Annotated in this window: 20 protein-coding genes and 2 pseudogenes; 11 read left to right on the top strand and 11 right to left on the bottom strand. The window is 73.6% G+C overall.

All coding sequences use genetic code 11. The features are described 5' to 3' along the window. Positions 1 to 2: 2 nt before the first annotated feature. The 7 genes from MLV88_RS06725 (at position 3) to MLV88_RS06695 (ending at position 10,206) form a co-directional block, all read left to right on the top strand. A complete protein-coding gene (locus tag MLV88_RS06725; RefSeq protein WP_242359831.1) occupies positions 3 to 1,826 on the top strand; it encodes a glycosyltransferase in 1,824 nt (607 codons plus the stop codon). After that, positions 1,823 to 3,169 carry a DUF3131 domain-containing protein gene (locus tag MLV88_RS06720; RefSeq protein WP_243337128.1) on the top strand — a complete coding sequence of 449 codons (1,347 nt, stop codon included), beginning with the start codon at positions 1,823 to 1,825 and terminating at the stop codon, positions 3,167 to 3,169. Before MLV88_RS06725 ends, MLV88_RS06720 begins: the two co-directional genes overlap by 4 nt. Then, entirely contained in the window at positions 3,166 to 5,316 is a 2,151-nt protein-coding gene (locus MLV88_RS06715) for a DUF3131 domain-containing protein (RefSeq protein WP_243337126.1), read from the top strand. The genes MLV88_RS06720 and MLV88_RS06715 overlap by 4 nt, the downstream gene beginning before the upstream one ends. A 52-nt stretch (positions 5,317 to 5,368) precedes the next feature. Next, entirely contained in the window at positions 5,369 to 6,211 is an 843-nt protein-coding gene (locus MLV88_RS06710; protein WP_242359829.1) for a glycoside hydrolase family 16 protein, read from the top strand. Positions 6,212 to 6,360: 149 nt separating this feature from the next. After that, positions 6,361 to 7,545, top strand: a complete 1,185-nt coding sequence (locus MLV88_RS06705; RefSeq protein ID WP_242359828.1) for an ABC transporter substrate-binding protein — start codon at positions 6,361 to 6,363, stop codon at positions 7,543 to 7,545. A gap of 220 nt (positions 7,546 to 7,765) precedes the next feature. Next, positions 7,766 to 8,110 carry a TraR/DksA family transcriptional regulator gene (locus MLV88_RS06700; RefSeq protein WP_242359827.1) on the top strand — a complete coding sequence of 115 codons (345 nt, stop codon included), beginning with the start codon at positions 7,766 to 7,768 and terminating at the stop codon, positions 8,108 to 8,110. A gap of 2 nt (positions 8,111 to 8,112) precedes the next feature. Further along, the gene (locus tag MLV88_RS06695) at positions 8,113 to 10,206 is read left to right on the top strand and encodes a heavy metal translocating P-type ATPase (RefSeq protein WP_243337125.1); all 2,094 of its coding nucleotides are present in this window, start codon (positions 8,113 to 8,115) and stop codon (positions 10,204 to 10,206) included. A gap of 77 nt (positions 10,207 to 10,283) precedes the next feature. Here the strand turns inward: MLV88_RS06695 and MLV88_RS06690 are convergent, their stop codons facing one another. Then, a complete protein-coding gene (locus MLV88_RS06690) occupies positions 10,284 to 10,568 on the bottom strand; it encodes a hypothetical protein (RefSeq protein ID WP_242336136.1) in 285 nt (94 codons plus the stop codon). 338 nt (positions 10,569 to 10,906) lie between these two features. Between MLV88_RS06690 and MLV88_RS06685 the strand changes: the two genes are divergently transcribed. Together MLV88_RS06685 and MLV88_RS06680 are read left to right on the top strand one after the other, a co-directional pair. After that, positions 10,907 to 11,821, top strand: coding sequence for a pirin family protein (locus MLV88_RS06685; RefSeq protein WP_243337124.1), 915 nt, complete (start codon positions 10,907 to 10,909; stop codon positions 11,819 to 11,821). Between the two features lie 692 nt (positions 11,822 to 12,513). Further along, on the top strand, positions 12,514 to 13,716 hold the full coding sequence (locus MLV88_RS06680) for an HNH endonuclease (protein WP_242336130.1): 1,203 nt from the start codon (positions 12,514 to 12,516) through the stop codon (positions 13,714 to 13,716). A gap of 448 nt (positions 13,717 to 14,164) precedes the next feature. Here the strand turns inward: MLV88_RS06680 and MLV88_RS06675 are convergent, their stop codons facing one another. The 9 genes and pseudogenes from MLV88_RS06675 to MLV88_RS06635 form a co-directional block, all read right to left on the bottom strand. Further along, a complete protein-coding gene (locus MLV88_RS06675; RefSeq protein ID WP_243337122.1) occupies positions 14,165 to 15,553 on the bottom strand; it encodes a pyridoxal-phosphate dependent enzyme in 1,389 nt (462 codons plus the stop codon). 111 nt (positions 15,554 to 15,664) lie between these two features. After that, positions 15,665 to 16,750, bottom strand: coding sequence for a sulfate/molybdate ABC transporter ATP-binding protein (locus MLV88_RS06670; RefSeq protein WP_242336124.1), 1,086 nt, complete (start codon positions 16,748 to 16,750; stop codon positions 15,665 to 15,667). Next, complete coding sequence (gene cysW, locus MLV88_RS06665) at positions 16,747 to 17,718, bottom strand: sulfate ABC transporter permease subunit CysW (protein ID WP_243337120.1); 972 nt, start codon at positions 17,716 to 17,718, stop codon at positions 16,747 to 16,749. The genes MLV88_RS06670 and cysW overlap by 4 nt, the downstream gene beginning before the upstream one ends. Further along, positions 17,688 to 18,521, bottom strand: coding sequence for a sulfate ABC transporter permease subunit CysT (gene cysT / locus MLV88_RS06660; RefSeq protein ID WP_242336121.1), 834 nt, complete (start codon positions 18,519 to 18,521; stop codon positions 17,688 to 17,690). Before cysT ends, cysW begins: the two co-directional genes overlap by 31 nt. After that, positions 18,518 to 19,081 (bottom strand): annotated as a pseudogene (cysC, locus tag MLV88_RS06655) (adenylyl-sulfate kinase); the annotation flags it as partial. The gene cysT and the pseudogene cysC, both read right to left, overlap by 4 nt. A gap of 90 nt (positions 19,082 to 19,171) precedes the next feature. After that, a pseudogene (locus MLV88_RS06650) lies at positions 19,172 to 19,852 on the bottom strand (phosphoadenylyl-sulfate reductase); the annotation flags it as partial. Continuing rightward, on the bottom strand, positions 19,849 to 21,126 hold the full coding sequence (locus MLV88_RS06645) for a sulfate adenylyltransferase subunit 1 (protein ID WP_243337118.1): 1,278 nt from the start codon (positions 21,124 to 21,126) through the stop codon (positions 19,849 to 19,851). The gene MLV88_RS06645 and the pseudogene MLV88_RS06650, both read right to left, overlap by 4 nt. Then, a complete protein-coding gene (cysD, locus tag MLV88_RS06640) occupies positions 21,126 to 22,049 on the bottom strand; it encodes a sulfate adenylyltransferase subunit CysD (RefSeq protein ID WP_243337116.1) in 924 nt (307 codons plus the stop codon). Before cysD ends, MLV88_RS06645 begins: the two co-directional genes overlap by 1 nt. Positions 22,050 to 22,231: 182 nt before the next feature. After that, entirely contained in the window at positions 22,232 to 24,016 is a 1,785-nt protein-coding gene (locus MLV88_RS06635) for a carboxypeptidase-like regulatory domain-containing protein (protein WP_243337113.1), read from the bottom strand. A gap of 429 nt (positions 24,017 to 24,445) precedes the next feature. Here MLV88_RS06635 and MLV88_RS06630 point away from each other — a divergent pair, with 429 nt between their 5' ends. Then, positions 24,446 to 25,075 (top strand): c-type cytochrome, encoded by a 630-nt coding sequence (locus MLV88_RS06630; protein ID WP_242336109.1) that lies wholly within the window; start codon positions 24,446 to 24,448, stop codon positions 25,073 to 25,075. Then, entirely contained in the window at positions 25,072 to 25,383 is a 312-nt protein-coding gene (locus tag MLV88_RS06625; protein WP_243337110.1) for a DUF5666 domain-containing protein, read from the top strand. Before MLV88_RS06630 ends, MLV88_RS06625 begins: the two co-directional genes overlap by 4 nt. A 183-nt stretch (positions 25,384 to 25,566) precedes the next feature. Here the strand turns inward: MLV88_RS06625 and MLV88_RS06620 are convergent, their stop codons facing one another. Next, on the bottom strand, positions 25,567 to 26,046 hold the full coding sequence (locus MLV88_RS06620; RefSeq protein WP_243337108.1) for a hypothetical protein: 480 nt from the start codon (positions 26,044 to 26,046) through the stop codon (positions 25,567 to 25,569). Positions 26,047 to 26,136: the final 90 nt, after the last annotated feature.

Genomic DNA, 26,136 nt, shown 5'->3' with positions numbered 1-26,136 from the left:
CCTTGGACGCCTCGTACGTTCCGCGGATCGAGCCCGAGACCGCCGCGCCCGGCGTGCGGGCGCGCGGCGACGCGGTGCGGAATTTCGCCTTCCAGGTGCTGGCGGTCCTCGCCACGGTGCTGGGGGGCTGGTATCTCGCCTGGCGCTGGATCGCGTCGCTCAACCCGGACGCGCTCGGGTTCGCCGTCGTCATCGCGGCGGCGGAGACCCTCGCGTACCTCGGGGCGGTCCTCTTCTTCCTGTCGATCTGGCGCGCCGAGGATCCCCCCGCGCAGCCGGCGCCGCGCACGGTGAACGAGCTCCGCGACGAGCCGCTCCCTCACGACCGGCCCATCAAGGTCGACGTGATGATCACGACCTACGACGAGCCGGTCGGGCTCGTGCGCCTGTCCGTGCGCGACGCGAAGCAGCTCACCTACCCGTTCCCGCTCACGGTGCGCGTATACGTGCTCGACGACGGGCGCCGGCCCGAGATGCGCCGGATGGCCGGGGAGGAGGGGGTCGGCTACCTCAGCCGCGCGACGAACGAGGGGTACAAGGCGGGCAACCTCCGCAACGGGCTGGAGCACAGCGACGGCGACCTCGTCGTCATCTGCGACGCAGACACGCGGCCCCTGCCCGCCCTGCTCGAGGAGACGCTCGGGTACTTCCGGGATCCGAGCGTCGCCTGGGTGCAGACGCCGCAGTCCTTCTACGACCTCGACCCCGGCGTGCGCCTCCCGGACTGGCTCGCGCGCCGCGCGCGGCTCGGGCGCGCCGGCCGCGCCGTCGGTCGCGCGATCGAGGCGGCGTTCGGGCCGATCGCCGTCGGCGCGGACCGGCTCGGGTCGGATCCGCGCGCCTTCTACCACGTGGTCCAGCGCTGCCGGAACTGGTGCAACGCGGCCTTCTGCTGCGGCGCGGGCAGCGTGCACCGCCGCGAGGCGGTGATGGAGGGCGCCCTGACGGAGTTCGGCGCCGCGGTCGAGGCGGCCGTTCGCCCGATCACGGAGCGGGTGCCGGACCGCGCCCGCCGCGCGACGCTCGCCACCGCGCTCGCGTCGCAGGCGGCGCGCCGCATCGAGCTCACGCCGTACGAGTTCCACGTCTCCGAGGACATCTACACGAGCATCCGGCTCCACGCGGCGCCGCGACCCTGGCGCTCCGTTTACCACCCGCGGGTCCTCACCCGCATGCTCTCGCCGCAGGACCTGCTCGCCTGGAGCATCCAGCGCTTCAAGTACGCGAGCGGGACGCTCGACATCGCGCTCCACGACAACCCGCTGCGCCTGCGCCGTCTCACCGCCTGGCAGAAGGTGATGTACGGCGCGACGATGTACGCGTACCTCGCGCCGCTGTGGGTCCTCCCGCTCATGCTCGCGCCGCTCGCGTTCTTCTTCGCGGGGGTGACGCCCGTGCGGGCGTACGACGGCGAGTTCGCCGTCCGCATCGTGCCGTTCCTCCTCACGAGCCGGCTCGCCGTGATGGTCGGGACCTGGGGCGTGCCGACCTGGCGCGGCGAGCAGTACCACCTCGCCTCGTTCTGGCTGAACCTCCGCGCGCTCGTCCACGTCGTCGCCCGGCGCCCGCTGCGGTTCCCCGTCACGCCCAAGATCGCGTCGGCGCGGCGCCCGCTCGGGCTCGTCGTGCCGCACCTCGTGCTCCTCGGCGCGATCGCGGCCGGGCTCGTCTACCGGGGCGTGCTCCTCACGCGACCGCTGGCCGCGCCCGGCGAGGCGACCGCGTACGCCGCCAACCTGTTCTGGAGCCTGCACAACGCCGCCTGCCTCGCGCCGTTCGTCATGGCGGCGCTCGTGCCGAGGCGGCAGAAGGAGGTCGTCGCTTGAGCTTCTGGGGTGGACTCCTCACCGCGCGCTCACACCTCGCGTTCCTCGTCGGGCTCGCCGCAGCGATCTTCACGGTGCACTACGCCGGGAAGCTCGCGCGCGCCGAGTCCGGGCCGGCCCCGGGGCTCGCCGCGCTGGCCTCGGACGAGGCGCTCGCGCTCCGCCGGCCCGCGCCGCTCGACGCGGACGAGCGGCGGATGGCGCGCGCGGCCTGGAGCTACTTCGAGCGCAACACCGACGCGGCGACCGGCCTCGCCGGCTCGGTCGAGGGCTACCCGTCCACCACCATGTGGGACACCGGCTCGCAGCTCATGGCGATCCTCGCCGCGGAGGACCTCGGCGTCATCTCGACGGACGCGGCGGCGCTCCGTCTGCGCCGGGCGCTGAAGTCGCTCCGCGCGATCCCGCTGTTCGATCGCAAGCTGCCCAACAAGGCGTACGACACGCGCACGCTCGAGATGGTCGGGTACGACAACCGGCCGGCGCCGAACGGGATCGGCTGGTCTGCTCTCGACGTGGCCCGCGTCCTCGTCCCGCTGTGGATCGTGACCTGGCGCCACCCCGAGCTGACGCCGCTCGTGCGCCGCGCGGTCTCGCGCTGGCGGCTCGGGGCGCTCAGCGACGGGGGTGCCCTGGTCGGCGCGCAGCGGCGGGCGGACGGCGCCGTCGAGAGGTACCAGGAAGGCCGCTTCGGCTACGAGCAGTACGCCGCCAAGGCGCTCCTGCCCTGGGGCGTGCCGGTCGCACGCGCGATCGACTACCGCGCCCACCTCGCGTTCTCGGAGGTCCTCGGGCAACGGATCCCGCACGACGATCGCCACCCGCGCCGGTACGGCGGCACGCACGCCGCCGTCCTCTCCGAGCCCTGGATCCTCGACGCCCTCGAGCACGGGTTCGACGCGACGACGCTCCCCATCGCGCGGGCGCTCGTGCGCGTCCAGGAGCGGCGCTTCGCGACGACGGGGAAGCTCACCGCGATCTCCGAGGACGCGCTCGACCGCGCGCCGTGGTTCGCCTACTCGGCGGTGCTGAACGGGGACGAGCGCTGGACCGCCTTCGCGCCCGACGGCACCCCCGTCCCGCAGGACCTCGGGTTCTCCACCAAGGCGGCCGTGGGCTGGGGCGTGCTGTTCGACGGCGAGTACCCGGATCGCCTCGCCGCGGCGGCGCGGGCGCTCGTGGACGCGCGCGGGCTCTACGCCGGGCGCTACGACCAGGACGGCGCGGTGAACCGGGCGCTGTCGCTCAACACCAACGCGCTCGTGCTGGAGGCGCTCGCGTACCGCGCGCGCGGTCCGTGGCTCCGGCCCGAGGAGCCCGAGGCCCCGGAGGCCCGCCGGTGAGCGACCGCGTCCTCGCCGCCGTCCTCGCCGCCGCGCTCGCGATCGCGCCACGCGGCGCCGTCCGCGCGGAAGCGCCCGCGCCGCCCGCGGCGGAAACCGCGGCGGCGGCCGAGCCGGGCGCGGGGACGCAGCGGCCCAACGCCGTCGCGCCGGAGGCCCTCGCCGCGGAGCCGGCGTCGGAGATCCCTCCGCCGTCCGAGCCGGCGGCGCCACCTCCCGCGGAGCCGGCACGCCCCGTCGATCCCGAGCTCGAGGCGGCGCAGATCGCCTGGCGGTACTTCGAGCGGAACTACCACCCGGCGACCGGGCTCGTGAACTCGGTCGAGGGCTACCCGAACACGACGATGTGGGATCTCGGCTCGACGGTGCTCGCGACGCTCGCCGCGCGCGACCTCGGCCTCGTCGACCGTTCCACCTTCGACGCGCGCATCGACACGCTCCTCTGGACCCTGGCCATGCAGCCGCTCTTCCAGGGTGAGCTGCCGAACAAGACGTACGACGCCGCGACGGGCCGGATGGCGGACTACGCGAACAAGCCGACCGCGACCGGCATCGGCTTCTCCGCGATCGACCTCGCCCGCCTGGCCTCGGCCCTGACGATTCTCGCCGAGCGCGCCCCGGAGCACCGCGCAGGGGTGGCGCGCGTCCTCGCGCGCTGGCGCTACTGCCGGCTCCTCGGCGACGGCGAGCTGCACGGCGCGATCGTCGACGCGGGCGGCAAGGTGCAGGTCGTCCAGGAAGGGCGGCTCGGGTACGAGCAGTACGCCGCGGAGAGCTTCGCCCGGCTCGGCTTCGCGGTGTCCCGCGCGCGCGACTACGACCGCTTCGCAGCGGACACCCCGATCCTGGGCGTCCCCGTCCGCCACGACACGCGCGACAGGCGGCGGTTCGGGGCCGTGAACGCCCTCGTGACCGATCCGTGGGTGCTCGGCGCGTTCGAGCTCGGGCGCGGGGGCGAGCGGGGCGAGCTCCTGCGGCGGATCTTCGAGGTGCAGCGACGGCGCTGGGAGCAGACCGGCGTGCCGACGGCCGCGAGCGAGGACCACGTCGACGAGGCGCCGTGGTTCGTGTACGGCGCGATCTGGGCGGACGGCGGCCCCTGGCAGGCGCTCACGCCCGACGGCGGGGACGCCGGGCGGTTCCGCGCGCTCTCCACCAAGGCGGCGTTCGCGCTGGCGGCGCTCTTCCCGGAGGACCCGTACTCCCGCGTGCTCCGCCAGGCCGTCGCGCAGGCGCGCGACCCCGCCCGCGGCTGGTACGCGGGGATCTACGAGCGCGGCGGGATGAACAGGTCGCTCAACGCGAACACGAACGGCGTCGTCCTCGAGGCGATCCTGTTCGCGCGCGCCGGCCCGCTGCACGGTCCGTGGCCTGCCGGGCCGAGGGGGCCGCAGGCCCGCGCGGCCCGGCGCGGCGGGGTCATGGTCCCGGCCGCGTTCCCGGGCGTCGCGGGGGCCTGCTACCCGGGGACGCCCGAGGCCGCTCGCGCCGAGGCGCTGCCCATCTCGCCCGTGACGCAGGGCTCGACTGCGCCGCACCGGGCCCGGCTGTACGCGCACCCGCTCACGCTCTCCCTGTTCACCGACTATCGCGGCGTCGATCGCGCCGGCGCCGGGGCGGTCGCGACGCTCTGGCCCTGGCGCGCCTCGTTCCTGCGCTTCGGCGCCGAGGGCACGCCGTTCTCGCCCGGCGGCAACGCGCGGATGCTGTGGGGGATCGGCTGGGACGACTGGCGGGGCCGGACGTTCTTCCTGCACCTCGACAACTGGGGGCCGGTCCGGCCCGGGGACGGGCTCGCCATGCACGGGGCCGAGCTCAACCTCGGCTACCGCGGCCCGAACCTCTGCGGCGGCGCGTTCTGCCTCTCGCCGCTCCTGGGCGGAACGGTCCCCTTCGGCGGCGGTCCCTACGTGAGCGCGCGCGCGACGCTCACGGTGGCGGGGAAGTGGTTCGCCATGGGCGGCATCGGGTGGACGGTGCCGCGCGTGTTCGAGGGGCCCACGGGCACCCCGCGCTGGCGCGTCGTGTACGGGTTCGGCCGGTGGGACTGGAGGCCGGGCACCTTCTACGTCACCTACTACGACTGGGGACCGACGAGCTGGTCCCACAACGGCGTGCTCGCGGTGGGCGTGAACCTCGCGTTCTAGCGCGCGCTGGGAGGAGATCGTGAAGCGATCGAGGCTGGAGAGTGCGATCCCGGTGGCTCTGGCGATGCTCGGGGCGGCGTGCGGGCTCACGCCGCCGCCCGAGCCGCCGCGCCAGCAGCCGACGGCGCCTCCGACGGAGGTCCCGGCGAACACGAACCCCGACGCGCTGCCGCCGCCCGGCTACAAGCTCGTCTGGCAGGACGAGTTCGAGGGCAGCGCGCTCGGGTCGGCCTGGAGCGCGCTCTCCGCCCCGCGCCTCGACGCCATCGCCACGCCCGACGCCGCCCAGGTGCACGACGGCCTCCTCACGCTCACGACCTACACCGACGCGTCCGGCAAGCACCACACCGGCTTCCTCTCCACGCAGGGCACGGTCGAGATGACGTACGGGTACTTCGAGGCTCGCATCCGCTTCAACGACTCGCCGGGAGAGTGGTGCGCGTTCTGGATCGACTCGCCGACGAACGGCGATCCGATGGGCGACCCGGGCAAGGCGGGCGTGGAGATCGACGTCGTCGAGCACCGCGCGACGGACGACCACGGCTGGACGGCGCTGAAGGACATGTCGGCGATGAACCTCAACTGGGATCGCACCGCGTCCTCGCGGCAGAACGTCCAGAAGGTCGTGTCGCTCCCCGGCAACGCGCCGATCCAGGGGGAGTGGCACGTCTTCGGGGTGATGTGGACGGAGACGGGCTACACGTTCTACGTCGACGGGCTGCCGGCCTGGACGACCGCCGCGGCGCTCTCGCACCGGAGCGAGTACCTGCAGCTCACCTGCGAGGTCGCGGACGCGAGCTGGGCAGGGTACGTGCCGGCGGGCGGCTACGGCTCGCGCGTGACCAGCACCACCAGGATGGACGTCGACTGGGTCCGCGTCTGGCAGAAGTCGTGAGCGCCCGGGCTCGGCGCAGGATGCCGCGACGAGTCACGCCTCGCGGGGCCCGCTCGAGTCCCTTTTCCCGGCCGGCGTGATATGCACGTGACGGGCCGCGCCCAGCGCCCGCTGGCGCATGCGCGACGCGGCACAAGGAGGAATCACCAATGCGGAAGCTGGGCGCTGTGGCGCTCGCGACGCTCGTCGCCGGCGTGGCGTGCTCGAAGAAGGACGAGGGGAAGCAGCAGCAGCAGGCGGCGGCCCCGGCCGCGCAGGCGGAGGCGGCCCCGATCGTCATCGGGAACGTCATGCCGCTCTCCGGCGACATCGCCACGTTCGGCGAGGGCGCCAACAACGGCGTCAAGCTCGCGGTCGAGGAGGCGAACGCCGCGGGCGGCGTGAAGGGCCGCAAGCTCTCGCTCCAGGTCTACGACACGCAGGGCAAGCCCGAGGAGGCCGCCATCGCCTCCACCCGCGCCATCAACGAGAAGAAGGCGACGCTGCTCATCGGTGAGCTCGGCTCGACGAGCACCCTCGCCCTCGCGCCCATCGCCGAGGCGAACAAGATCCCGGCCATCTCGCCGGCCTCCACGAACCCCAAGGTCACGAAGGACGGCGACAAGACGCGCGCGTACATGTTCCGCGTCTGCTTCATCGACCCGTTCCAGGGCACCGTGATGGCGAAGTACGCGCGCGAGACCCTGAAGGTGAAGCGCGCCGCGATCATGCGCGACGTGGGCAACGACTACTCGATGGGCCTCGCCGACTACTTCGCGAAGACCTTCAAGGAGCTCGGCGGCGAGATCGTGCTCGACGTGAGCTACAAGGCCGGCGACCAGGACTTCAAGGCGCAGCTCACCAAGGTGAAGTTCGCGAAGCCCGAGATCGTGTACGTGCCCGGCTACTACACCGACGTGGCGCTCATCGGTCGCCAGAGCCGCGAGCTCGGCGTGAAGGTCGCGCTCGCGGGCGGCGACGGCTGGGACTCGGCGAAGCTCTACGAGATCGCGCAGGGCGCGCTCGACGGCAGCTTCTTCACGAACCACTACTCGGTCGAGAACCCTTCGCCGGTGGTCCAGGAGTTCGCGAAGAAGTACGAGGCCGCGTACCACGCGAAGCCCGACGCGTTCGGCGCGCTCGGCTACGACGCGGCGCTCCTCGCCATCGACGCGATGAAGCGCGCCTCGGACCTCACGCCGACGGCGATCCGCGACGCCATCGAGAAGACCACGTCGCTGCAGGGCGTCACCGGCACCATCCGCCTCGACGCCGACCACAACCCGGTGAAGTCGGCGGTCATCATCGGCATCCAGAAGAACGCGCCGAAGTACGTGGCGACCGTCGAGCCGTAACGCGGCGGACGTCCAGCGTGGCAGCACCGAGAGGCCCCCGGTTCGCCGGGGGCCTTTCCTTTGGGTGCGCGTCGTGTGGACGGCCGGGGCCGCCCGACGGGCGAGCGCTCGTGCCGTGCGTCCCGGCCGAGGCGGACCGCGCGGCGCGTTGACAGCGCGGCGGCGCGCAAACATCTGAGTGAGCGGCCCGCGCGATCTGCGGAGGCGAGAGGAGGGGACCGTGGCGAGCTCCACGTCCGTGCTCACGAAGGCGCAGCTCGAGACCCTACGCCGCGCGCTCGAGGTCGAGCGCGAGAGGATCGCCCGCGTGCTGGCGGCGCCCGCGGGCGCCGCGCCGTCGGACGACGAGCGCACCGAGCTCGAGGAGGTGGCGCAGCGCTCGACGGAGGGAGAGCACCAGCAGAGGGTCGTCGAGCGCGAGCGCGCGCTCCTCGCCGAGGTCGAGCGAGCCCTCGCGAAGCTCGACGCGGGGACGTACGGCGTGAGCGAGCGGAGCGGCGCGCCCATCCCGTTCGAGCGGCTTCGCTCGGTGCCCTGGGCGCGCGCCGACGTGGACGAGGACTGAAGGTGGCGCGCGAGGAGCGGGCGCAGGGCGCACACGCGGGCCACGGGCACGGCGCGCACGGGCACGCGCACGGGATGCCCGGGCCCGCCGCGCCCGAGCGTGCCGCGGCGGAGCACGCGCACGGCGGGCACGACCGCCACGCCGGCCACAGCGTGGCGATGTTCCGCAGCCGCTTCTGGATCGCGCTCGCCCTCACGATCCCCACCGTCCTGTGGGGCCACATGCTCACCTCGGTGACCGGCTGGCACGCCCCCGCGTTCCCGGGGTCGACGTGGATCCCGCCGCTCCTCGGGGCGGTCGTGTTCGTCTACGGAGGCCTGCCGTTCCTCCAGGGCGCCGTCCGCGAGGTGAAGGACCGCCTCCCGGGCATGATGACGCTCATCGCGCTCGCGATCGGCGTCGCGTTCGTCTTCAGCGCCGCGGTGACGCTCGGCTACCCCGGGATGCCGTTGTGGGAGGAGCTCGCCACCCTCGTCACGGTGATGCTGCTCGGCCACTGGATCGAGATGCGGTCCATCACCCAGGCCCAGGGCGCGCTGAAGGAGCTCGCGAAGCTCCTCCCCTCGGCGGCGGTGCGCGTCGTGGACGGGCGCGAGGAGGAGGTCCCTCTCGCCGCGCTGCGTGACGGCGACCTCGTGCTCGTCCGGCCCGGCGCGCGCGTGCCCGCCGACGGGCGCGTCCAGTCCGGCGAGAGCGCCGTCGACGAGTCGATGATCACCGGCGAGTCCCGCCCGGTGAAGAAGCGGCCTGGCGACGGCGTCATCGCCGGTACGGTGAACGGCGCCGGATCCCTGCGCGCGCAGGTGACCGGCACGGGGGAGCGGACCGCGCTCGCCGGGATCATGCGGCTGGTGGAGCACGCGCAGACCTCGCGCTCGCGCGCGCAGGCGCTGGCGGACCGCGCCGCCTTCCTGCTCACGATCGCCGCCATCGCGGCGGCGCTCCTCACCACGCTGGCGTGGCGGCTCGCCGGCGCGCCCGGCGCGTTCGTGGTCGAGCGGGTGGTGACGGTCCTCGTCATCGCCTGCCCGCACGCCCTCGGGCTCGCCATCCCGCTCGTCATCGCCATCTCGACCACCCTCGGCGCGCGCTCGGGCCTGCTCGTGCGCCATCGGCGGGGCCTGGAGGAGGCGAGGCGCCTCACCACGATCGTCTTCGACAAGACGGGGACGCTCACCCTCGGCGAGCACCGCGTGGTCGCCGTGCGGTCCACCGCCGGGATGGGCGAGGACGAGGCGCTGCGCGTGGCCGCCGCCGTGGAGCGCGACTCGGAGCACCCGGTCGCGCAGGCCGTGGTGCGCACGGCGCGCGAGCGCGGCCTCGCCGTCCCCGAGGCGCAGGCGTTCGCGGCCATCCCGGGCCACGGCGTGCGCGCGCGGGTGGACGGGCGCGAGCGGCACGTCGGCGGGCCGAACCTGCTCCGGCGGCTCGGCGTCGCGCCCCCCGCCGAGCTCGACGCGTTCTCGCGCGAGGCCGCGGAGCGCGGCCAGTCCGTGGTGTTCCTGGTCGAGGAGGGGAGGGCGGTCGCGGCGTTCGCGGTCGCGGACGCGGTGCGGCCCGAGTCCCCGGCCGCGGTCCGCCGCCTCCACGAGATGGGGCTCGAGGTCGCGATGCTCACCGGCGACTCGCGCGCGGTGGCGACCGCGGTGGCCGGAGAGCTCGGGATCGATGCCGTCCACGCGGAGGTGCTCCCTGATCGCAAGTCCGAGGTCATCGAGGCGCTGCAGCGGAGCGGCAAGCGCGTCGCGATGGTCGGGGATGGGGTCAACGACGCGCCGGCCCTGGTGACCGCGGACGTCGGCATCGCCGTCGGGGCCGGGACGGACGTGGCGGTCGAGGCCGGCGACGTCGTGCTCGTCCGGAGCGACCCGCGCGACGTGCCGCGGATCGTCGCGCTCAGCCGGGCGACGTACCGCAAGATGATCCAGAACCTCTGGTGGGCCGCCGGCTACAACGTCGTCGCGATCCCGCTCGCCGCGGGCGTCCTCGCGCCGTGGGGCATCCTCCTCCCGCCGGCCATCGGCGCGGTGCTCATGTCCGTCAGCACCGTGGTCGTCGCCGTGAACGCCCAGCTCCTGCGGCGCGCTCGGCTGTGACCCCCGACGCAGCCTCACGGCTTCGCTCGGATGGATCCCATGGCGGGCTCCACCCGAGCGAAGCCCGCGTCAGGCGATCACGCCTTGCAGCACGTGCACGCGGCGCGGTCGTGGGGGCGCCGCTCGCGTGCCGCGACCGCGGACGTCCTCTCCTCCGGGGCCGCGTAGCGCGTGTCGTCGTACGGGGAGCCGACCCCGGTCGCGCCGTCGGGCCGGGCCAGGGCGACGTCGAAGGAGGAGCGAGAGATGTCGCCGTAGGTGACGTCGTCGTGCGAGCCCGCGTGAGGCGGCAGGTCCGACGCGGCGGCGACCGACGCCGTCATGAGTGCTGCGAGGCCGAAAGGGATGAGGCGGGCGAGCATGTGCGGCTTCTCCTGAGAACGGGTTCGAGCGATCGAGACTGCGACCCCCGTGCCAGCTCGAGCGCGCACTCGCCGCGCGCCGCTCGCCCGCCAATCGCGCGGATCGTGGCGATGGATGACGGGCGCGGCGGGGCCGGAGCGGTCACGCTGTCACCGGCTCGGTCACGGCGAAGGGCGCGTCACCTCCACTCTGCGGTGACGGCCGTGCGAGCGAAGGGATGGGCGCGGGCTCCCTCCTCGTGGCCAGCCTCGCGGCTCGGTTGACAGCCCCGGCCCGCGGAGACATCTCACGCGCTGGGGCGCGGGCGTCGAACGCGCGCCGGAGAGGGAGGCCGCCCGTGGCCGAGGAGCGACGCATCCGCAAGGTCGTGAAGAGCCGGGCCACGGTCGAGGGGGCCGGCGTCCACCTCCGCCGCGCCATCGGCTTCGGTCCCCCGGAGCTCTACGACCCCTTCCTGCTGCTCGACGACTTCCGCTCGGACGAGCCGGAGCACTACCGGAAAGGCTTTCCCTGGCACCCGCACCGGGGCATGGAGACCATCACCTACGTCCTGCGCGGCGAGGTGGAGCACGGCGACAGCCTCGGCAACCGCGGCGTGATCTCCCCGGGGGACGTGCAGTGGATGACCGCCGGAAGCGGGATCATCCACCAGGAGATGCCGAAGGGGGATCCGTCGGGCGCGATGTACGGCTTCCAGCTGTGGGCGAACCTGCCGGCCGCGGACAAGATGATGGCTCCACGCTACCGGGGCATCTCGGCGGCGCAGATCCCCGAGGTGAAGGACGGGAGCGGCGCCACGATCAAGGTGATCGCCGGCGCCGTGAACCGGACCACCGGGCCGGTGACCGACGTGGTGACGCAGCCCGAGTACCTCGACGTCACCGTGCCGCCGGGCGTCACCTTCTCCCGCGAGACGCCGCGTGGACACACGGTCTTCGCGTACGTCTTCGGCGGCGAGGCCATGTTCGGCCCGCAGCGGGATCCCTACTCCTACGAGGCCGAGGGGGCGGGCTACTTCGACTTGAAGCGCGACGCCCTCATCGACGACGGGCACCTCGTGCTCTTCGGCGACGGAGATGCGGTGGCCGTCACGACCGAGGCGCAGCCGGTGCGGTTCCTGCTCGTCTCGGGGAAGCCGATCGGCGAGCCCGTCGCCTGGTACGGGCCGATCGTGATGAATACGCAGGAGGAGCTGCGAACCGCGTTCGAGGAGCTCGAGGCGGGCACGTTCATCAAGGCCGGCAGGCGCTGATGGCGCCCCTCGCTTGCATGGAGCCGTCGCGAGACGCGCGATGCCGTCGCCGAGCTGGGCGCCCCGAGGAGTGAGCACCGCAGGCGTGCCTGTAAGGCCTCATCATTCATCACAAGTGCAGGTACTCGCCGGACGAGCGGCGGGTGGTTCGACCACGGCTTCAGTGCGCATGTCGGATTCGGGCATCGACGGGGTCCGCGCACGCGCTCGTGCTCGGACCCCGTCGAACGCGGGAGGGCGGTGGAGCAGGCGAGCGTCTCGCCGTGTGTCGGGGGGGGCGACGGAGTGACTTCGCGCGGGGTGCGCGCGGACTTCTCGAAGACGCCTCCGCAGCTCGCCCCGGAGCACGGGCTGGAGCGTCGTGGAAGGTCGACCGTATTCACCCACGGTGACAGCTATCGCCAGCGACAGTGCCGGCCGGTGTCGCGGCTCTTCTCGCGGCGAGGTGAGGCGTCCCAGTTGCGGTGGGTGAAACATTCCCCATTGACGCCCTCTCGCCCCGATTGCGCTCAGGCACACGGGCGGCGCGGGAAGGCCGCTCTCGCGCACGCTTCTCGCGCGTGAAGCGCGCGCCGATCTCCTTGGGGCAACGACGAGGGTGCGCCGGAGAACGCCGCACAGACGCGAGCCTGGAGCGTCTCCGGAGCTTCGAAAATCGCGTGCTACGAAGGGTGTACTGGAGGTGCATCCCCATGTCTGCGCTCACTCCCGCTTCTCTCGAGTCGAACGTCCTCGCCCTGCGCCTGCGCGAGCTCGCCGGGGAGGAACGGAACGTCCAGGTCGACTTCCTCCTGCACCTCGACGAATTCGATCGGCGCCGCGCCTTCGTCGAGATCGGCCATGCGTCCCTCTGGGCGTACTGTTTGGAGGCGCTCCACCTCCGGGAGGGCGCCGCCGGCCGGCGCATCCAGGCGATGCGGGTGCTGCGCCGCTTCCCGATCCTCGAGGCTCCGCTGCGCGATGGGCGTCTTTGCCTGTCCACCGTGGCGCTCCTCGGCCAGGTGCTCACGGAGCAGAACGTGGGCGATCTCCTCGCTCGCGCCGCCTTCCGGACCCGGGCCGAGGTCGAGCACCTCGTCGTCTCCATCCAGGCGCGCACCGCTCCGCGCGCAGGCCTACGCAAGCTCACCGAACGCGCGCCCGCCGTGGTGGGCGCAGCGCTAGAGCTCCCGCAGGCCGAGCGGGCCGAGGCGGCGACCGCACCCGGCCCTGCGGAGCCTACCCTCGGCCCCGGTCCCACGGCCGGCGCGCTGCCGGCGCACCCGCCCACTCTCGCGCAGCCGAAGCGAAGGGCCGAGACGCTCGCCGTCTCGGAGAGCCAATGGTCGCTCCGCGTCACCCTCGACCGTGCCTGCAAGGAGGACCTCGAGACGCTCCGCTCGCTCCTGTCGCACAAGGTCCCGGACGGTGACCTCGCGGCGGTGCTCCGCGAGGCGATCCGCTGCGCCATCGAGAAGCACGGCAAGCGCAAGGGCGCGGTCGCGCCGGAGCGGGAGACGAAGGGCGCGAAGCAGGCCACGGATGAGCAGGCCGGGACGGCGGCCGCGGCGAAGCCTTCGGAGGGGAGGACCACGATCCCGGCGATAGTGCGCCGCGCCGTGTGGAAGCGCGACGGCGGGCGCTGCGCCTGGGTCGGCCCGGACGGCTCCCGCTGCAAGAGCCGCTGGAAGCTCGAGCTCGACCACGTTCAACCCGCCTCCCTCGGGGGACCATCGACGGTCGACAACCTGCGGCTCGCCTGCCGAGCCCACAATCTGCTTCACGCAGAGAGGAGCTTCGGGCGCGAGCACATGGATCGCTTCCGCCGCGACGCGGGCGACGGGCCGACGCCGCCCGCGCACGCTGACGTGGCACCTCTGCGTCCGGTCATGCAGCTGGGGAGGTGGGCGCCGTGATTTGCGGCCGCCACGGAGCTGGCGGGACTTCCAGGCAGAACGGAGGGCCGGTCTCGCATGGTCGCCAGGCTGGAGCGACGGCTCGCCGCTCGCTTACTTCCGGCTTCCGAACCCCTGCGCCCCCGCCGGTGACGCTCACCGCTCTGCCGCCCGCAGTGCTCCGCCCGGAGAGTTCCCGGCGTGCGCGTGCCGACCCGTCGATGCCCAGCCGGAGCGCGTGGTGCGCCGCTCGGCCGACCGAAGCCGCTCCCCCGGTCAGCAGCCGAAGATGTGACGAATCCTCAGGCCTGTAAGGCACGTCGAGGAGCGCAACGACGAGGCCGCCCGGCGCAGGCAGGCAGCGTGCGTCGCAGCAGGTCCATGCGGGCGGGTGGTGGCGCCATGAGGCCGCGGGGCGCCCGCCGCTCGCGCCCGGAGAGCGCCGCCGTCGCGCGTGACAGGGCTCGCCTCACCCCTTCACGGCGCGACGGAGGTGCCCGAGCACGTCCATCCGGGTCACGAGCCCCACGAACGCGTCGCCGTCCATCACGATGGGGACGAGCCCCGCGGCGAACATCGGGAGCAGCTCGCGGAGCGGCGTCGAGGGCGACACCGTCTCGAGCCGCGTGGCCATGACGTCTCGCACCGGCTGCGCGAGGCGCCGCTCGTCCTCGAGGGCGGCGGACAGCAGGTCCGACTCGTCCACGATCCCGACGATGCGGCGGCCGTCGACGACCGGGAGCTGCGACACGTCGTTCGCCTTCATGCGGTTCAGCGCGACGAGGAGCGGGTCTCCGGGGCCGACCGTCACCACCGCGCGGTCCGCGAAGCGGCGCGTCACGAGATCCGTCAGGTCCCCAACGAGCGGCCGGGCGGAGAGCCCCTGGTCGAGCATCCAGAGGTCGTCGAACATCTTCGACAGGTACTTGTTCCCCGAGTCGCAGACGAGCGTGCAGACCCGCCGCGGGCGGTCCTGCTCGCGGCAGTAGCGGAGCGCGGCTGCGACGAGGGTGCCCGTGGAGGAGCCGCCGAGGAGGCCCTCCTTCCGCAGCAGGTCGCGGGCGGTCTCGAGGCTCTCCCGATCCGGGATCCGGTACGCCCGGCGCACGCGTGAGAGATCCGCGATGGGCGGCACGAAGTCCTCGCCGATGCCCTCGACGAGCCACGACCCCGCCTTGCCCACCGTGCCGGTCTCCACGAACCCCGCGAGGACGGAGCCCTCCGGGTCGGCGAGCACCATCTCGCAGGCGGGCATCGCCCGCGCGAAGTGGCGCGAGAGCCCGGTGAGGGTGCCACCCGAGCCGACGCCGCAGACCATCGCGTCGAGCTTGCCGCCGAGCTGCTCCGCGATCTCGGGGCCCGTGGTGGTCTCGTGCGCGAGCGGGTTGGCCGGGTTCCCGAACTGGTTCACGTAGAACGCGCCCTCCTCCCGCGCGATCCGCTCGGCCAGGTCCTGGTAGTACTCCGGGTGACCCTTCTCGACGTCGGAGCGGGTCATCACGATCTCGGCGCCGAGCGCCTTGAGGTGCAGGATCTTCTCCCGGCTCATCTTGTCGGGGATGACGAGGGTGAGGCGGTACCCGCGCTGCGAGGCGACGAGCGCGAGCCCGAGGCCCGTGTTGCCCGCCGTCGCCTCCACGAGGTGCCGCTGCCCGGCGTGAAGCTCCCCGTCTCGCTCGGCGGCGGCGATCATCGAGACGCCGATGCGGTCCTTGATCGATCCGCCCGGGTTGGCGCTCTCGAGCTTGAGGTAGAGCTCGCACGGCCCGGTGTCGAGCTGGCGCACCCGGACCATCGGCGTGCCGCCGACGAGGGCGAGCGCGCCGTCTGCGGAGGAGGGGGCGGTGGGCGCGGGCATCTCGGGCTCCTTCGGGGGCGGTGGGGTCTGCCGGTCCTCGCGTCCGGTATACCCCACGACCGCGCCCGTCTCACGGGCCGGCGCGTCGAGCGCCCTGGCGGAGGGAGCGCGTCACAGGCCGCTCGCCGTGAGGCTGTCGAGCTCGTCCTCGCGCGAGGGGAACACGCGCACCCGGCGCGGGGAGAGGTGCACCGCGTCTCCGGGAGCGAGCGCGAGCGCCTCGCTCCGGCGGACGTCGAGCTCCGCCTCCACCATCCCGCCGAACCCTGGCGCCGACAGCTCGATCCGGACGGCGGCGCCGAGCGGCAGCACGCGGTCCACGTTCGCCGCGAACGAGCCGGGGACGGGGGCGCGGTGGACGTCGAGCTCGTGCGGACGGACGAAGACGTGTGCGCGCGCGCGGTGCGCCGCGGACGCGGGCGCCACGAGCTCGAGGTCGAGGCCGCTCACGAACGCGCGGTCGCCCTCGACCCAGCCCTTGAAGGCGTTCACCGCGCCGAGGAAGCGCATCACGAAGGCGCTCGCGGGCTCCTCGAACACCTGCGCCGGCGTCCCGACCTGCTCCACGCGCCCCGCGTTCATGAGCACCACGCGGTCGGCCACCTCGAACGCCTCCTCCTGGTCGTGCGTGACGAAGACGCTCGTGACGTGGAGCTCGTCGTGGAGGCGCCGCAGCCAGCGGCGCAGCTCCTGGCGCACGCGGGCGTCGAGCGCGCCGAAGGGCTCGTCGAGGAGCAGGATCCGCGGCTCGGTCGCGAGGGCGCGCGCGAGCGCGACGCGCTGGCGCTGCCCGCCCGAGAGCTGCTGCGGATAACGTCCCTTGAGGCCCTCGAGCTGGACGAGGCGGAGCAGCTCGGCGACGCGCGCGGCCACCTGCGCCCGCGGGCGCCTCCGCACGCGCAGCGCGAACGCGACGTTCTCCTCCACGGTCATGTGCCGGAAGAGCGCGTAGTGCTGGAACACCACGCCCACGTTCCGCTCCCGCGCGCTCCGCGCGGAGACGTCCTCGCCGTCGTGCCGCACCTCGCCCGCGTCGGCGGACTCGAGCCCCGCGATGATCCGGAGCAGGGTCGTCTTCCCGCAGCCGGAGGGGCCGAGCAGCGCGACGAGCTCGCCGTCCGGGATCTCGAGGGAGACGCCGCGCAGGACGGGGGTGGCGTCGAAGGCCTTCTCGACTTCGCGGACGACGATGCTCATGGGGCGCTCCGGAGGGCGGACGGGCGGGGGCGGTGGTGCCACTCGAGCCCCTTCTTCGCGACGAGCGTGACGAGGGCGAGCAGGAAGAGGAGTGAGGCCACCGCGAACGCCGCCTGGAACGCGTACTCACCGTACAGGATCTCGACCTGGAGCGGGACCGTGTTCGTGAGGCCGCGGATGTGCCCCGAGACGACGGAGACGGCGCCGAACTCGCCCATCGCCCGCGCGTTGCAGAGGATGACGCCGTAGAGCAGGCTCCACTTCACGTTCGGCAGGGTGACGCGGGTGAGGATCTGCCAGCCGCTCGCGCCCAGCACGAGCGCGGCCTCCTCCTCCTCCACGCCCTGCGCCTCCATGAACGGGATGAGCTCGCGCGCCACGAACGGAAAGGTCACGAACACGGTCGCGAGGACGATGCCGGGGACGGCGAACACGACCTTGACGCCGTGCGCGAGGAGCCACGGGCCGAGCCAGCCGTGCGCGCCGAACAGGAGCACGGTGGCCATCCCCGAGACGACCGGCGAGACGCCGAACGGGAGATCGACGAGCGAGACGAGGACGCTCTTCCCGGCGTAGCGGAAGCGGGTGACGGACCAGGCGGCGGCGAGCCCGAAGAGCGCGTTGAGCGGCACCGCGATGGCCGCGACGAGCAGCGTGAGCTTCACCGCCGCGAGCGCGTCGGGATCGACGAGCGCCTTCCACCAGAGCGCGACGCCGCCGCGGAGCGCCTCGGCGACCACCGTCGCCGCGGGCACGAGCACGAACGCGCCGACGAAGAGGAGCGCGATGGCGACGAGGGCCCAGCGGACGAGCGCCGGGTCCTCCGTGGCGCGCCGGGGTCGCCGGCGCGGCGGCGCCGGGACCGCGGCGGGCCCGGGGGGCGCCGGGCGCGGCGGGGCCTCGCGATCGGGCGCCGGGACGGCGAGGGCGGGGGACGTCACGCCGCCCCCGCGCGCGTCCGCGTCCATGCCTGGAGCCGGTTGATCGTGAGGAGCAGGACGAACGACGCGAGGAGCAGCACCGTCGCGAGCGCGGCCGCGCCGGCGTAGTCGAACTGCTCGAGGCGCGTCATGACGAGGAGCGGCGCGATCTCGGTCCGCATCGGCATGTTCCCGGAGATGAAGACGATCGAGCCGTACTCGCCGAGCCCCCGGGCGAACGCGAGCGCGAACCCGGTGGTGGCGGCGGGGACGAGCGCGGGCAAGAGGACGTGGCGGAACGTCTCCCAGCGCGACGCGCCGAGCACCGCCGCGGCCTCCTCCACCTCGGGATCGAGGTCCTCGAGGACCGGCTGCAAGGTCCGGATCACGAACGGCAGGCCGATGAAGGTGAGCGCGAGGGTCACGCCGAGGGGCGAGAAGGCGACCCGGACGCCGGCCGCCTCGAGGTGCCGCCCGATGAAGCCGGTGGGACCGTACACGGCGGTGAGCGCGATGCCGCTCACCGCGGTCGGGAGCGCGAACGGCAGGTCCACCAGCGCGTCCACGAAGGCGCGACCGGGGAAGCGGTAGCGCGCGAGCACCCACGCCACGAGCCCCCCGAAGACGACGTTCGCGGCGGCCGCGAGGAGCGACGCGCCGAAGCTGAGCCGGTAGGAGGCGAGCGCGCGCGGCGACGCGACGACCTTCCAGGCCTCCTGCCACCCGAGGCTGCTCGAGCGGAGCGCGACGGCCGACAGCGGCACGAGCACCACGAGGCACAGGTACAGCACGGTGAACCCCGTCGAGAGCCCGAACCCGGGCAGCACACCGCGGCGGGCGGCGGCGCTCACGAGGCGCGCTCCGCGGCGGCGGGCGGGGCCGCCGCGCGGACGAGCCCGCGCGCGCGGAGGTGCTCGAGGATGCGGCCCGCGGACTCCTCGATCGACTCGACGTCCGTCCGGACGACGACGTCGGGCCGCTCGGGGGCCTCGTAGGGATCGGACACGCCCGTGAAGCGCGCGAGCTCGCCGGCGAGGGCCTTGCGGTAGAGCCCCTTCACGTCGCGCGCCGCGAGCGCCGCCACCGGCGCGGACACGAACACCTCCACGAACGGGACGCCGTCGCGCTCGGCGAGCGACCGCACCTCGTCCCGGGTCGCGGCGTAGGGCGAGATCGCCGCCGTGACGGCGGCGGTCCCGTTCCGCGCGAGCAGGCGCGCGACGAACCCGATGCGACGGACGTTCGTGTCGCGGTCCTCCTTCGTGAACCCGAGCCCGGCCGAGAGGTAGGCGCGGACCTCGTCGCCGTCGAGGATCTCGACCGGCCGCTCCGAGGCGAGCGATCCCCGGAGCGCGCGCGACAGCGTGCTCTTGCCCGCGCCGGAGAGGCCGGTGAGCCACAGGATGAAGCCTCGGCGCTCGGGTGCGAGGGGAAGGGTCGAGGTCGCGGTCGGGGCCGGGGTCGGGGTCGCGGTCGTTCGTGCCGCCGGCCTCGCGTGCAGCCCGCACTCCTTCTTCGACCGGCCGCGCCAGCGGCCGGCTCGCGGATCCTCCCCCGCGCCGACGGGCGTCGTGCAGGGCGCGCAGCCGATGCTCGCGTAGCCCTGGTCGTGCAGCGGGCTCGTCGGCACCTCGTGCGCGCGCACGTGCCGCCACACGTCGGCGCTCGACCACGCCGCGAGCGGGTTCACCTTCACGAGCCCGAACTTCTCGTCCCACTCGAGGATCGCGGCGGTCGCGCGGTCGGCGGTCTGGTCGCGGCGGATCGCCGTCACCCAGGCGTCGAAGCGGGCGAGCTCGGCGCGGAGCGGCAGCACCTTGCGGAGCTCGCAGCAGCGATCCGGATCGGCCTCCCACGGCGGGGGCGCGCCGTCGGGCACGAGCTCGTCCGCCGCGGCGCTCGCCACCCGCCGGATGGCGATCCCGTACCGCGCCTCGAGCCGGTTCCAGAGCGCGTAGGTCTCGGGGAAGAGGGCGCCCGTGTCGAGGGTGAACACGTCGATGGGGAGCCCCGCGCGCGCGGCGACGTCGATGAGCACGCACCCCTCTGGACCGAAGCCGGTCGCGAAGCCGACGCGGCCGCGCGGGAAGGCGGCGGTGACCTCCGCGAGGATCTCCGCCGGGTGCTTCCCCTCCAGGTCTCGCGCCCAGCGGGCGAGCTCCTCGCGCGTGCGGCCGCTCACAGGATCATCCCTGCCGCCACGGTGTCGTTCGTCGCCTCGTCGATCAGGATGAACGCGCCCGTGGCGCGGCTGTCCGCGTAGCGATCGGCGGCGACGGGCTGCGCGAGCCGCAGCGACACGCGCGCGATGTCGTTCATGCCGAGCGCGGCGGCGGGCGCCTCGGCGAGCTCCGCGAGGTCCACGCGGTAGGCGAGCTCGGCGAGCGTGGCGCGCACCTCGCGCGTCCCGTGGCGGAGGAGCACCCTCCGGCCCGCCTGGGCGGGCCGCTCCGAGAGCCAGCAGAGCGTCGCGTCGAGCTTGCGGGTCGGCTCCGGCGCCTCGCCCGCGCGGACGAGGAGATCGCCGCGCGAGACGTCGACGGCGTCCTCCAGGAGGATCGTGACCGACTGGCCCGCGCAGGCGCGCGCGAGCGGCGCGTCGTGCAGGAGGAGCTGCTTCACGCGCGTCGTCTGGCCGGAGGGGAGGACCTGCACGGCGTCGCCGGGGCGGACCTCGCCGGACTCGACGCGGCCCGTGTACCCGCGGAAGTCGTGGTGCTCGAGCGTCTGCGGCCGGCACACCCACTGGACGGGGAACCGGAACCGCCCCTGCGACGCGTCGCGCGCGGGCGGCGCCTCCTCGAGCAGCTCGAGCAGCGTCGGGCCCTGATACCAGGGGAGGTTCGCGCCGCGCTCCACGACCATGTCGCCCGCGAGCGCCGACAACGGGACGAAGTGCACGCCGTCCCTGATCCCGAGCTTCGCCGCGAAGGCGAGGTAGTCGGCGCGGATGCGCTCGAAGACGTCGGGCGAGTAGCCGACGAGGTCCATCTTGTTCACGGCGACCACGAGGTGCGGGATCCCCACGAGGTGCGCGAGGTAGGAGTGGCGGCGCGTCTGCGTGAGCACGCCCTTGCGCGCGTCGACGAGGATGACGGCGAGGTCCGCCGTGGAGGCGGCGGTGACCATGTTCCGCGTGTACTGCTCGTGCCCGGGGGCGTCGGCGATGATGTACTTGCGCGTCCCGGTGGAGAAGTAGCGGTGGGCGACGTCGATCGTGATGCCCTGCTCGCGCTCGGCCTGGAGGCCGTCGGTGAGGAGCGAGAGGTCCACCGCCTCGAGGCCGCGCCTGCGCGAGGTGCGCTCGATGGCGTGCAGCGCGTCGGCGAGGATGGAGCGCGTGTCGAGGAGGAGCCGCCCGATGAGCGTGCTCTTGCCGTCGTCGACGCTGCCGCAGGTGAGGAAGCGGAGGAGGCCGTCCGCGGCGGGGGCGGAGAGCCGTTCGGCGGCGAGCATCAGAAGTACCCCTCCTTCTTGCGCTGCTCCATCGAGGCGTCGGAGGTCTGGTCGTCGAGGCGGGTCGCGCCTCGCTCGGTGATCGTGGTGGTGGCGGTCTCCGCGACGATCTCCGCGAGCGTGTCGGCGGTGGACTCGACCGGCGCGGTGCAGGTGATGTCTCCGACCGTGCGGAACCGGACCGAGACCTCCTCCACCGCCTCGCCGGGCCGCGCCGGGGTGAGCGGCGTCACGGGCACGAGCGCGCCGGCGCGCCGGACGACCGGGCGCCGGTGGGCGAAGTAGATGGACGGGATCTCGAGCCGCTCGCGCGCGATGTACTGCCACACGTCGAGCTCGGTCCAGTTGGAGATCGGGAAGACGCGCACGTTCTCGCCCTTGTGGACGCGCGCGTTGTAGAGGCTCCAGAGCTCGGGGCGCTGGTTCTTGGGATCCCAGCCGCCGAACTCGTCGCGGAACGAGAACACGCGCTCCTTCGCGCGCGCCTTCTCCTCGTCGCGGCGGGCGCCGCCGATGCACGCGTCGAGCTCGAGCTCGGCGATCGCGTCGAGCAGCGTCACCGACTGGTGCTTGTTGCGCGACTCCTGCGGGTGCTTCAGCACGACGCGGCCCGCGCGGATGGAGTCCTCGACCGAGCGGACCACGAGCCGCTCGCGCAGCTCCGCCGCGCGGCGGTCGCGGAACGCGAGGACCTCCGGGTAGTTGTGTCCGGTGTCGATGTGCAGGAGCGGGAAGGGGAAGCGCCCCGGACGGAAGGCCTTCTCGGCCAGCCGGAGGAGGCAGATCGAGTCCTTGCCGCCGGAGAAGAGCAGCGCGGGGCTCGCGCACTGACCGGCGACCTCCCGCAGGACGTGGATCGCCTCCGCCTCCAGCCAGTCCAGGTGCGAGAGCGTGCTCGCGGGGTACGTCGGGACGACCGCCATGCCTGCCCGTTTCCACACGGGGGCGCGCCGTCGGGATGGCGGCGCGCCGTCCGTGATAACGGAGGCATCCTAGATAACGGAGAGGTGTCAGGTCAAGCGGACGCCGGCTCGGGACCCGGTCACCGCGAGGACGCCGGCGTACAGCTGGGGAATCCCGCAGAGATCCGGGTCGGCCGCCGGCGTCACTGGATCACGCCGTTGGAGCGCGCCAGCTGGTCGACGAGCGGCTGCATGTCGGCCATCGTCACGCCCGACCTGTTGACGGACGTGTCGCCGACGAACGTGGTCATCGCCGTCGCCAGGCCGGACGTACCGACCGTGGGCTGCATCATGCCGCCGCCGCCCATCATCCCGCCCATCCCGGTCATGGAGATGGGCGTCGTCCCCATCATGCCGTTCATCACGCCATCCGAGGCGTCGTCCATCATGACCGTGACGATGCCAGAGGACGTGGTCATCCCGATCATCTGGGCGTACTGCGACATGGCCGCGATGGACATCCCGTAGTTCCTGCTGTTCGCGTCCGCCGAGGAGCCGGAGCCCACGGCGGAGGGATCCATCGGCGCGGTCGTCAGGAGGTCGCCGCACGAGAAGTAGGTGGCGACGGCCGAGTTCGCCGCCGCGATGTTCTCGGCGCTCATTCCCCCCGTCATCGCCTGCGCCCGGAGCTCGGCCATGGAGGTGAGCGGGGTGACCTGGATGTCACTCATGCCCGCAGCGGCCGCGGGGATCCCCGCCGTCAGCACGTCGCGCGGCAGCATCGTCATCCTGGAGCCCGTCGCCTCGTCCGCGTACGACGCGCCGCTCACCCGCAACATCATCGGCCCCGTGTACGAGCCGAGCGGCAGGCTGAAGCTCCCCGTCGAGTCCAGCGCGACGCTGGCGATCATCGCGCCGACCTGGCCGTTCTGGACCGCGAACGCGCCGATCGTCCCGCCCGACATCGTGCCCATGAAGGCCCTGCCGCTCAGCATGCCGCTCGTCGTCCCGGTGCCGGTCCCCGAGAGCTGGCCGTCGGAGAGGCGCAGCCTGTCCATGAGCGCCTGCATGTCCGCCAGCGTGACGCCCGACCTGTTCATCCCGGAGCTCACGAAGCGTGACATCGCGTCCGCGAGATCGGCCGTGCCGGCCGAGGGCGCGAGGCTGCCGCCCATCATGCCGCCCATCCCGCTCATCGAGACCGCCGTCGATCCCGACATGCCGTTCATGACGCCGTCGGAGGCGTCGCGCATCATCGCCGTGACGACGCCCGAGGACGAGGTGGTCATGCCGATCATGGCCGCGTACTGGGACATGGCCGCGATCGTCATCCCGTAATTCTTCATCTCCTGCGTCGCGGCCGCGCCGGAGCCCTGCGCGAGCGGATTCATGGGCATCGTGTGCAGGAGGTCGCCGACCGAGAAGTAGCCACCGAGCTCGGAGTTCGCGGTCCCGACGTTGGCCGCCGTCATCCCGCCCGGCATGCTCTGCGCACGAGCCTGGGCCATCGAGGTGAGCGGCGTCACCTGGACGTCCGCCGCCGCTCCCGCGTCCACGGCGGGCATCACGGCGGTCATGACGCTCCCCGCCTGCATCGTCATCGTCGCGCCGGTCGCCTCGTCCGTGTACGTCCCGCCGATCGCCTCGATCATGACGGGGCCCGTGTGCGACCCGAGGGTCATCGTGAACCGTCCCTGCGCATCCGTCGTCGCCGTGCCGAGCCGCGCCGCCTTGGTGCCGTTCGCGACGGCGAACGCGGTCACCGCGGCCCCACCCACCGGCCCCTTCACGACGGTTCCACTGAGCGTGGCGCCCGAGGTGCCCGGCCCGCCGGTGCCGCCGCCGCCGTCGCCGCCGCCGCCGCCGCACGCGGCGAGCAGGAGTCCCGCCCCGATCGCGAGCAGGGCGAGCGGTCGGGAGGCGCGGCGCACCGCGCCGAGAGCGGCGGGGAGGAATTCGGGGGGCGGACTTTTGAGGTCATTTCGCATGAGATCTCCTGACAGGGAGAACACGCCGTGTGGCGAAACGGTTCAGCTCGCTCGAGCCGCCGCAGCGCGCGCCTCCAGACGATCGCACCCCGCGGGCACCAGTGTCGCCGGCCTGGAGCTTCCGCGGCGGCGCGCTCCAAATCGCTTGGAACGCCAAAGGATCGCACGATGAGAGGCGCGCCGTGCAATGAGAGAAGGGGATCACGCATCGCCGCGTCCTCGCCCTCGTCGCCGGCGGCGCGGCGAGCGCCCGAGCGCTCGAAGAGGGTGCACTCGCCGAGCCGGCGGGGCCGCGCCACTACGTTGACGCGCGCCGCGCGCCTCCGCCGGACATGAGCCCCGAGGACTGTGGCGCGGAGCGTCTGGGCGCCGAGGACCTCGAGGCCCGCGGCGGGCGTTAGCAGGCGAGGGGGCGCTGGAGGACCGCGGATGCGAAGCGCGTGCTGGCTCGTGGGTGGGATCGGGCTCGTGATCATCGCCCTGGCGGCGCTCGGCAGCGCGCACGTGCTGCGCGGAGGGATCGCAGCGCGCGCACGGCCCTCGGCGCTCGAGGCGCGCGTCGCCCGCGCGTTGCGGGGCTGGGCGATCCCGGGGGAGGCGCGCGAGGCGACGAACCCGATCGCGCCGAGCCCGCGCGTGCTCGAGTCGGGGCTCGCGCACTTCGCAGACCACTGCGCCACCTGTCACGCGAACGACGGCAGCGGCCAGACCGAGCTCGGAAGGAGCCTCTATCCGCGCGCGCCCGACCTGCGCGCCGCGGAGACGCAGAGGCTCACGGACGGGGAGCTCTTCTACATCATCGAGAACGGCGTGCGGCTCACGGGGATGCCGGCGTGGGGCGGTCCGGGGACCGCGGAGGAGAGCTGGCACCTCGTCCACTTCATCCGCCACCTCCCGACGCTCACCGCCGAGGAAAGGGCGTCCATGGAGGCGCTCAACCCGAGGTCACCCGAAGAGTGGCGCGCCCTCCAGGAGGAGGACGCGTTCCTGCGCGGCGAGGAGCCGGCGGCGCGTCCGCCCGGGGACGGGGCCCACCCGCACGGGAAGGAGCACAGATGAAGCGCACGAGAACGCTCACGCTGCTGGCGACGCTGCTCACCGCACCGGCAGCGGCCGCGCACGAGCAGGGCGGCCGCGCGATGGGGGTCGTCGAGAGCGTCACCGCCCAGCAGCTCGTCGTGAAGACGGCCGACGGACACTCCGTCGCGTTCACGGTCACGCCGGAGACGCGATTCTTCCGGGGCGAGAAGCCGGCCAGGCGCGAGGACGTCCAGGTGGGGCAGCGCGCGGTGATCCGCGGGACGCACGTCGGCGAGCGCCTTCGCGCCGACACCGTGAAGCTCGGGGCCGAGAAGGCTCCGAGGTAGCCTCGGGGAGGTGGAGCATGCTCTCGCGTGCCAGGGATCCCGCCTGCGGGATGTCGGTGAATCCCGCGACGAGTCGCGAGCCGTCGGACCGACCGCATCCGCGGTGTGTCCGAGAAGATCGAATCCGCACGCTCGTACGCCGTCGCGCGCCGCACGAACCCGCTCGTCCCTTCCCTCACGCGTTCAACGGGCGCTGGCCTCGCGGGCACGGCCGCCCGCCCGCGGCGACAGCGCGACCCAGCCGGCCACGAGCAACGCCACCGCGACCGCGGTGGCCCCGACGCGAGAGGGGCCGCGCAGGAGCTGCCCGACGAGGACGAGCGCGAGCCCCGCGTACACCGGATCCACCCGCGGCGGAGCCGGAGCCTGCGACGCGGGCACGCCCAGCGCGGTGCGCCTGCGCGCGCGCGAGGGGCCCCCGGCGAGCAGGACCCCGGCGACGAGGAAGGCCGCCCCGGCGATGCGCTGGCTCATGGCGGGCACGCTCGCCGGCCCGAAAAGGCCGAGGGCCCCGAGCGCCTGCGCCGCCAGCGCGCCGGCGTACGCCGCGACGGCCAGCCACTCGCGCAACCGCCCCGGCGCGGCCAGACGGAAGCCGATGACGAGGAGCAGGGCCGAGATCGCGATCGCGAGGCTCCCGGCAGGCGATGTCAGCGCACTCAAGTCCGTGTCCCCCTGGCCGGCAACCCCGCCGCCCCCGGCCCGCCCCGCGACGGACCGGGTCCGGCGCCCCGGGAACGCGTGCCCGGCGCC

It is taken from the genome of Anaeromyxobacter soli (assembly GCF_022808855.1).
Taxonomy (GTDB): domain Bacteria; phylum Myxococcota; class Myxococcia; order Myxococcales; family Anaeromyxobacteraceae; genus Anaeromyxobacter; species Anaeromyxobacter soli.
Note: the sequence above shows the minus strand (reverse complement) of the source record. Positions and strands in the feature narration are given on the sequence as shown.